This is a genomic window from Roseibium sp., from assembly GCF_050301095.1.
Classification (GTDB): domain Bacteria; phylum Pseudomonadota; class Alphaproteobacteria; order Rhizobiales; family Stappiaceae; genus Roseibium.
Genome location: NZ_JBNKYW010000209.1, coordinates 1 through 6,063 on the forward strand (window position 1 = coordinate 1; position 6,063 = coordinate 6,063).

Genomic DNA, 6,063 nt, shown 5'->3' on the forward strand with positions numbered 1-6,063 from the left:
GCTGGTGCAGGACGGTCCCGTCATCCAGGATCATCTTCACCACGCCGTCGGCGGGGATTTCAAAGGTGGTCGGGTGGCTGCCGTATTCCTCGGCCTTCTGGGCCATCAGGCCAAGGTTCTGCACCGTCCCGGCGGTGGCCGGGTTCAGCTTGCCATTGGCTTTGAAGAATTCAATCGCGGCATCGTAGACCGGCGCATAGGAATTGTCGGGGATGACACAGACGGCGTCATGTTCCTTGCCGTCCGGGCCCCAGCCCTTGCCGCCTGCGCGGATGAGAGCCGGCATAGAGGCGTCGATGATGACATCGGAGGAGACATGCAGGTTGGTGATGCCCTTGTCCGAGTTCACCATGTACATGGCCGGGCCGTTGTCGAGGGCGGCCTTGATGTCGGCGCTGATCTCGGCAGCCTTGTCGGCCGGCAGGGTCGCGACCTTGGCTTCCAGATCGCCGATGCCGAGATCCGGATTGACGCCGAGCTCTGCGAAGGTGGCGGCATGTTTGTCGAAGACGTCCTTCAGGAACACCCTGACGCAGTGGCCGAAGATGATCGGGTCGGAGACCTTCATCATCGTCGCCTTCATGTGCAGGGAGAACAGGATGCCCTGATCCTTGGCGTCCTTGATTTCCTTTTCCAGGAAGTCGGCGAGCGCCTTGGCGCTCATGTAGGTGCCGTCGACCACATCGCCCTCATCCAGCTGCCAGCCGGACTTGAGGGCGGTGACAGTGCCGTCCTTAGCCACGAATTCGATGGATGCCTTGCCCGCGGATGCCGCCGGAACGGTCACGGATTTTTCGTTGGAGCTGAAGTCGTTTGCGCCCATGGTCGCGACGTGGGTCTTGGAGGACGGCAGCCATTCGCCCATGCGGTGCGGGTTCTTCTTGGCGTATTCCTTGACCGCCTTCGGTGCGCGGCGGTCGGAGTTGCCCTCCCGCAGAACCGGGTTCACGGCAGATCCCTTGATGGCGTCGTATTTCGCCTTGACCGTCTTTTCCTCGTCCGTTGCCGGATCCGACGGGTAATCGGGCAGTTTATACCCTTGAGCCTGCAGTTCCTTGATGGCGGCATTCAGCTGCGGCTGGGAGGCGGATATGTTCGGCAGCTTGATGACGTTGGCGTCCGGTTGCTTCACCAGCTGGCCAAGTTCGGCCAGGTCGTCGGACTGCTTCTGGTCCTCGGTCAGATATTCCGGGAAATTCGCCAGGATACGGCCGGCGAGGGAAATGTCCCTTGTGCCGATGGTCAGGCCTGCTGCTTTGGTGAAGGAGCGGATGATCGGCAGGAACGAGGCACTTGCCAGTTCCGGTGCTTCGTCGACCTTGGTGTAGATAATGTCGGCCATGGCTGTCACATATCCTAGCGTTCGAACAGTGGACGGCGAGGGCGCTCAGGCTGCCCCCGGATGAATTTCGAATTGCGTATACAATTGTACGCAATCAATTGAAAGCCCTTCGGAAGGAGTAGGGCGGTAACTTGGGGGTGTTCTAGCAAACGGGCGGGAAAAGTCTATCGGGAGGAAGGGCAACGGAGACAATCAATAGGATTTCCAAAACTCCACTGCCCCCTCCGGCAAATTCTCCAGCACCCGGTCCAGCTCCCGTTCATCGATGGATGAACGCCTGAGGGCGGCGGCGACGTCTTCGATTGCGCTGTCCGGTGCCATGTTGTGGTCGCGGCGGACCGACTTGACCTCCCGGATCAGCGTTGCCCGGTCCGGGAACGGCGGAGGCTTCAGGTCGGACGGGTGCCAGTCCTCGACGAAGATCGCGCGCGTTACTGCTGGAAGGACATCCGCGAAGACGAGCGCCTGTTCCGTCGTCAGGTGGTCGCGGAACGTATGCAGGACGGCACGCAGGGTGTGGTAGGCCTGATGGTGGGTCGGCAGCATGCAGGTGTCGCGGACATCCTGAATGAAGGCGTCGAAATCCAGGGACGCATGAAAGTAAGTCTGCGGCATCGGCATGGGACGAGATCCGGGTTGTGATTCTTGAGATTACACTCAAAGTGCCGGTAGTTGGAGAGCCCGCAGTCCTGAAATTGAACCGTTGCCGGGAGTCCCGGGTGTCCAGGTGCCGATATGCGCGAAATCACCACCTGCATCTGCGGCGGGTTTCTTGAGGTCAGACGTCCTTCGGATCGGTTTGCTGTTCTGGGCACTCCGCCCCGAACTTTCTGGGGTTGGCAACGCAGCCTCAATAGATCGCTTTGGTCGACTTGTATTTCTCGGTGATGCGGTCGAACGCGCCATTGGCCTTCATCGCCTGCAATTCCGCATCGAAGGCGGCGACAAACGCCGCGGGTACGCTCTTCCTGGCGAACATGATGTAATTGGGTTCCGAAGCAACCACCACGCCCGTCGACTTGACCTTGCCGGCAAGGCGCAGCTTTCTGATTTCCGCGCTCACCACGTATGTCTCGCCCAGAATGGCATCGACCCTGCCGAGCAGCAGCTGTTTCAAGTTAAGTTCAAGACTGTCGGTCGTCTCGATCTGGCCGGCGTAGATGTCCCGCAGATCCGGATAGTCGCCGCCATAGGCGTATTCTCGAATGACACCCAGCCGATACCCCTTTGAAAAGAAGGCGGCAAGATTGTCGTAGGTGACGTCGGTGTCGGCTGCGACGAACAGGACCTCGTTGGCAACGATATAGGGCTTGGTAAAACGGGCGAAGGCTGCCCGTTCGGGCGTCATTGTGACCGGGCTCGCGATGTCCACCTGGCCGTTTTGCATGGCCTTGAGATGGCGGGCCCAGGGAAGCGGCACCTTCTTCAGGCTGCACCCCATCTTCTCAAGAATGGCCTCGATCACGTCGAAGTCCATGCCGCTCACATTGTCGGCTTCAACGATCTGATAGGGGCGGTAATCGCCTGCCCCGGCGATCAGGGTGCCGTCGCGGGGGCAGTCCATGGCCCGCGCCTCCGCTGCCAGCAAGGCCAGGCAAAGCGTTAGGGCTCCGATCAGGAGCGTGGGCGGATGGGGTGACACTCTTTTCCTGTATCTCCTTGGCATTTCTCCAGAATGACCAAAGAAATATGAAAATACTATTTGTAAAACTGCCTAAAAACGCACCCATCTCCCCCTTTTTGAGTTGCTAATTCTGAAAAGTGGTGCGGTTTATCTTTGCAAGTCTTGCTTGCGGCGCGCCTGATTCTTGTCAGGCACTCGCGAATTCGGACAGGGTTGCCCCTCTTGCCGGACGCTCGCCGGAAGGTACACTCGCCATAGGCTGTAAAGGAGCGGTGCGGCGTGGTCGATGCTGGCAAACTCGACGAACTCTTCTGGTGGATGCTGGACGGTGCGCGCCCGAGCGCCGATGCGCGGGAGATCGTGGCCGGCATCTGCGACGGTCTGCTTGAGGCGGGCGTGCCGCTGGAGCGGTTTGCGCTCTTCATCTATACGCTTCATCCGAACCTGCAGGGGCGGCGCTTCCGCTGGCTGAAGGGGGAGGGGGTGGATCAGGTCGATGCGGATCTGACCGCGTTCGACGGCGCGGAATATCACGACAATCCGCTGCCGACGGTCCTGAAGACCGGCAGGATGCTGCGCCGGAGGCTGGGCGACCCGGACTGTCCGGACGACTTCCTGATCCTCAAACAGTTCCGCGAGGAAGGCATCAGCGATTATGTGGTTCAGCCGCTGGTCTTCACCACCGGCGAAACCCATCTGGCAAGCTGGTCGACAAAGGCGCCGGGCGGTTTTGATGACGACATGATGGCGGCGCTGGAAAGGATCCGACTGCCGCTTGCCCGCCTGACCGAAACCTACATGCTGCGCCTCAATGCGGCCAACCTGCTGTCGGCCTATGTCGGGCGCGACAGCGGCCACCGGATCCTGTCCGGGCGGGTACGCCGGGGGGATATCGAGGAAATCACCGCCTGCGTGGTTTTCGCCGATCTGGTTGCCTTCACCAGCTTTTCCAATTCGGCGAGTGCGGAAGAAGTGCTTGCCCGGCTGAACCTCTTTTACGACTGCCTGGTGCCGCCCATCGTCGCGCGCGGCGGCGAGGTGCTGAAATTCATGGGTGACGGGCTGCTGGCGATTTTCCCGATCACCGGGGAAACGGATGAACGCACGGCCTGCCAGTTGGCTTTGGACGCGCTTGCGGAGGCTTCGGGCGGCGAGGGCCAACCGGTGTTCTCCGACAAGGTCCCGCCGTTCCGGGCGGCCGTTCATGTCGGCCCGTTGCAATACGGCAATATCGGCGCCTCGGACCGGCTGGATTTCACTGCCATCGGGCCGACCGTCAATCTGGCGGCGCGCCTTTTGTCCACCGCGGTGCTGATGAACGGGCAGACGGTCGTCTCGGAAAAGGTCGCGGACCTTGCCGGTCTGGCGAAGGACGAGGGAAGGCACTTCGAACTGAAGGGATTTGCCGGAACCCAGGTGATCGTGCCGGTCCGGGACATGGCCGGATTTCAAGGGGAGGCGGACGGGGCAGGGTGAGAGTGGTTTCAGCCTACGAGAGCGGGACAGTGTGATGCCGGTCGACGCTGCCAAGATAGACCGGCTGGCCGAATGGCTGATCGACGGCGCGCGGTCCAGTCCGGACATCCGCGCAACCATTGCCGAAGTCTGCGGCCGGTTGCGGCAGGCAGGCGTCCCGGTCAGCCGGTTTGTCCTGCTGTTCCTGCAGCTTCATCCCAATCTGCTGGGCAGCCGTTTCTGCTGGCTTGAGGACGGCTCGATAGAGCAGACGGATGCGCGCTTCGGGCTGTTTGACGATGCGGACTTCCGGGACAATCCGATGAGCGTGCTCCTTGAAACGCGACAACCTATCCGCCGGAAATTGTGCGACCCGGATTGTCCGGCGGACTTTCAGCTTTTGCAGCGGCTGAAGGCCGAAGGTGTTACCGACTATCTGGTTGCACCCATGCTGTTTTCCGATGGAGAGGCCCACGGCATGACATGGGCCACCACTCGTGAGGGCGGATTTGAGAAAGCGGACCTCGCGGCCCTGGAAAGGATCCGGGGCCCATTCACGCGCGTATTCGAGAGCTACATCCTGAGGCTCACCGCCAGCAATCTGCTGTCCGCTTATGTCGGCCATGATATCGGCCACAAGATCCTGGCAGGCAAGGTGCGGCGCGGGGATGTGGAGGAAATCACGGCCTGTGTCGTCTTCGCCGATCTTGTCGGCTTCACGCGGCTGTCGAACGAAAGACCCGCCACAGAAGTTCTCAAGCGCCTGAACACCTTCTACGATTGCGTGGTGCCGCCGATCCTGGAGCGGGGCGGCGAGGTGCTGAAATTCATGGGGGACGGCATTCTGGCGATCTTTCCGATCAAACCGGAAGAGCCCGATGCGGAAGTAACCGCCTGCCGGCTGGCCTTGGCTGCGCTTAGGCAAGCCTGGGGCGGAGGGGACGGGCCCGCGTTCAGCGAAGACCGTCCGCCTTTCCGGGCCGCCGTTCATGTCGGCAAGGTGCAATACGGCAATATTGGTGCCTTGAACCGGCTCGATTTCACAGCCATCGGCCCGGCGGTGAACCTGACGGCCCGCTTTCTGGAAGCTGCAAAGGCCGTCGAAGGCCAGACCGTCGTTTCCGAGCCGGTGGCAAGGTTGCTCCAACTGGACCCGGCTTTGGCCGAGCATGTTTCCATCCGTGACTTTGAAGGGAAGCAGCCTGTTTATACGGTAGCAAGGATGGCGGCCGATTGATGTGCGCCAGTCCTTTCAGTCTTTTCTTCCGGCTCTCCTTCCGCTACATCCCCGCGTCATGAGCAAGAACGCAAAAATCAGAGACGAAGCCCGCACTGTCTCGGCGAAACCGCCGGCGGTGATCCTGTGCGAGCCGCAGCTTGGCGAGAATATCGGCACGGCGGCCCGGGCGATGGCAAATTTCGGTCTGGTGGACCTTCGGATCGTCAATCCGCGCGACGGCTGGCCGAACGAGAAGGCGGTGAGTGCGGCCGCCCGCGCCGACCACGTGATCGAGGGGGCGATCGTCTACGACACGCTGGAAGCCGCACTCGCGGATCTCAGTTTCGTCTATGCCACCACCGCGCGGCCGCGCGACGGGCACAAGCCGGTGCGCGGGCCGGTGGAAGCGGGTGACGTGCTGCG

General features: G+C 61.3%; 6 protein-coding genes. 3 read left to right on the forward strand and 3 right to left on the reverse strand.

Annotated elements, in window-relative coordinates; all coding sequences use genetic code 11:
- The 3 genes from ACQY7U_RS18620 to ACQY7U_RS18630 form a co-directional block, all read right to left on the reverse strand.
- Positions 1-1,342: NADP-dependent isocitrate dehydrogenase (locus tag ACQY7U_RS18620; RefSeq protein ID WP_428647625.1), on the reverse strand; the 1,342-nt coding region annotated here is incomplete at its 3' end.
- A 192-nt stretch (positions 1,343-1,534) separates the two neighbouring features.
- Entirely contained in the window at positions 1,535-1,963 is a 429-nt protein-coding gene (locus tag ACQY7U_RS18625; RefSeq protein WP_428647628.1) for a DUF2267 domain-containing protein, read from the reverse strand.
- Between the two features lie 229 nt (positions 1,964-2,192).
- Positions 2,193-2,984, reverse strand: coding sequence for a substrate-binding periplasmic protein (locus ACQY7U_RS18630; RefSeq protein WP_428647631.1), 792 nt, complete (start codon positions 2,982-2,984; stop codon positions 2,193-2,195).
- Positions 2,985-3,245: 261 nt separating this feature from the next.
- Between ACQY7U_RS18630 and ACQY7U_RS18635 the strand changes: the two genes are divergently transcribed.
- The 3 genes from ACQY7U_RS18635 to ACQY7U_RS18645 all read left to right on the forward strand — a co-directional run.
- Positions 3,246-4,442 (forward strand): adenylate/guanylate cyclase domain-containing protein, encoded by a 1,197-nt coding sequence (locus ACQY7U_RS18635; RefSeq protein WP_428647633.1) that lies wholly within the window; start codon positions 3,246-3,248, stop codon positions 4,440-4,442.
- Positions 4,443-4,476: 34 nt separating this feature from the next.
- On the forward strand, positions 4,477-5,658 hold the full coding sequence (locus ACQY7U_RS18640; RefSeq protein WP_428647636.1) for an adenylate/guanylate cyclase domain-containing protein: 1,182 nt from the start codon (positions 4,477-4,479) through the stop codon (positions 5,656-5,658).
- A 58-nt stretch (positions 5,659-5,716) separates the two neighbouring features.
- Positions 5,717-6,063: TrmH family RNA methyltransferase (locus ACQY7U_RS18645; protein WP_428647638.1), on the forward strand; the 347-nt coding region annotated here is incomplete at its 3' end.